This window comes from Fictibacillus sp. NRS-1165, from assembly GCF_050468105.1.
Classification (GTDB): domain Bacteria; phylum Bacillota; class Bacilli; order Bacillales; family Fictibacillaceae; genus Fictibacillus_C; species Fictibacillus_C terrinigri.
On record NZ_JBDPNU010000148.1, the window covers coordinates 1 to 1,948 of the forward strand.

Sequence of the window (1,948 nt, forward strand, 5' to 3'; positions counted from 1 at the left end):
AAGTACAAAGGAGCAATAAAAGAAGCACGAAGCATTTTTAAAAGCAATTATCAACACAAAATTCCCCTGATTGTGACAATACATCAAGTCTTACGCACTGACTAGCATTTAGAACCAAATGAACGTAAAAATAAGAAGAGCTCTATATTGGGCTCTCTTATTTTTTTGATTCTCTATTTGAAATACAAGCCTTCAGGATTTAAATGGCTGTGTTTCACAACCTGTCTAACAGAGGAATCGCTGGAGGCGCCAAATTAAATAAGATTAAAAAAAAAGAGCTGCTATACAGCCCTGTTTGGATTTATAGTTCTTCTGCGTTACTAAACAAGTTGTTTTTCATCATTATACGCCTACCATTTTCATTTGTTTGCGAAGGCATTCGGAGCAAATCCCTTTTAAAAAATGGTATCAAGAAATTTAGAAGGTTTCTTTTTCAGACTTCAGTTAGCAACAATATTCTTTTTTGCCAAGTAAAAGAATCGCCCCTTTGAGAGACGATTCCTAATGAATTACTTATCTGCGACTTCAACCGTATACATAGTTAATATTGGATCAGGGTTAATCCAGGCGCCGTCAAACACGAAAACCACCTTATATTTTGCATAATCAGTATAAGTGACATAGTAATTTCCTTCTTGTTCCACTTCACTTACAGGTTCACCAATCAATCCCTTCAAATCAGATAAGTGAATGGTTTGTAACTGCGGATCAAAATCTTCAATGGCGGTAATTGTTTGTCTACCTGTTGAATCGTCATAGAGGAATCGTACATTCCGGCTCCAATAATTGGCTGCTACAGTACTTAAATCCTCGGGTGGTCCCCAGGCTTTTTTGACTTTCTTTAATGAATCACCAACAGAAAAAGGTCCGCTGTTTATCGATTGTTGGGATTCATATGCTAAACCCATAATTTTCCTGATCAAAAGATCGGGCTTAGACTGCGAGGATTCTGGAGCAGCCGCAGAAGCAAAAGCTGACCCATTGAACATAAGAAATACAAGAGTTAAAAACATTATAAAGCGTCGAGTAAAAACATTTTTTTGTTTCAAAATTATACACCCTTTCCAACTTTTTAGACATAATCAAAAAACTATTTTTGGATGAATTAAGAAGTTAATATAACCTTCGGCGCACCACTCCTCCTCGTACTGTTAACTCTTTTCTTATTTAGACGTAATATGATCGATTAAAGTCACAAAAGAAACAAAAAGAGGCGTGTTTTTCAATCCATCCAAATCAACTAAAAAAGCATGCCCATCAGCATTAATTGTGGGCATGCGCGAAATTTGCATTTATATAAGCTATCCATTCTTTAATTCTTTAATAAGAGCTCTGAGTAGAACTATTAAATTGGTTATTGTTTCCTGAGAAATAATTTACCTTTTTTTACTCACTTCCAATGTTTCTCTTGCCATCTAAGTTCAATGATGTGCTCCTTCATGGCCGGCCAGTAAATTCCTCCTGCTTCACGGTTAGCTGATCAGTTTATCCAGGGCTTCTTCTCCGAAGGCTTGGTACTGGAAAACAAAGTTGATTGACACATCGGTTACTTTTGTCTCGGTCCAGTCAATTAAGCCGGTTACGTTTGATCTTTATCAATCATCGTGTGGCCAGCATGAACATAGTGTCGCAACATCGGCAGTTGATAATGAAGAGTGAACTGCTAAACATTCCGACAGGTTCTCCAGCTTTTTTATTAGAGTCTGTCACCTTTTCGACGAAACAGTTTCCGATCGAACTTTCCTCTAGTATTGTCCGTGGAGATCGTTCAAAATTTGTAATGGAGAGGTACTATATGAACCAGTAAGATGCGGTTTGACAAAAAAGAAGCTCATTGTAACTGAGCTTCTTAAATCCGATTTGCATTGAATAATGGAAGTGTACTCTCTTGTATTCGGAAGGAGATATGGCTTAACCTTATTCAAGATAAGCACCCGTTAGCATTCCT

Annotated in this window: 2 protein-coding genes and 1 pseudogene; 1 reads left to right on the plus strand and 2 read right to left on the minus strand. The window is 37.2% G+C overall.

Annotation, left to right across the window (positions count from 1 at the left end; genetic code table 11):
• Positions 1 to 509: 509 nt before the first annotated feature.
• Both ABHN01_RS25320 and ABHN01_RS25325 read right to left on the minus strand, forming a co-directional pair.
• Positions 510 to 1,049: a DUF4309 domain-containing protein gene (locus ABHN01_RS25320; RefSeq protein WP_429877837.1), complete on the minus strand. Its 540-nt coding sequence runs from the start codon at positions 1,047 to 1,049 to the stop codon at positions 510 to 512.
• A gap of 368 nt (positions 1,050 to 1,417) precedes the next feature.
• Positions 1,418 to 1,621 (minus strand): annotated as a pseudogene (locus tag ABHN01_RS25325) (phosphotransferase); the annotation flags it as partial.
• 27 nt (positions 1,622 to 1,648) lie between these two features.
• Between ABHN01_RS25325 and ABHN01_RS25330 the strand changes: the two are divergent.
• Positions 1,649 to 1,807: a UTRA domain-containing protein gene (locus ABHN01_RS25330; protein WP_429877838.1), complete on the plus strand. Its 159-nt coding sequence runs from the start codon at positions 1,649 to 1,651 to the stop codon at positions 1,805 to 1,807.
• Positions 1,808 to 1,948 lie beyond the last annotated feature (141 nt).

Bases quoted from the DNA above. Each gene is read 5' to 3' on its own strand.
- ABHN01_RS25330 (WP_429877838.1), top strand. From the start codon at position 1,649: ATGAAGAGTGAACTGCTAAACATTCCGACAGGTTCTCCAGCTTTTTTA.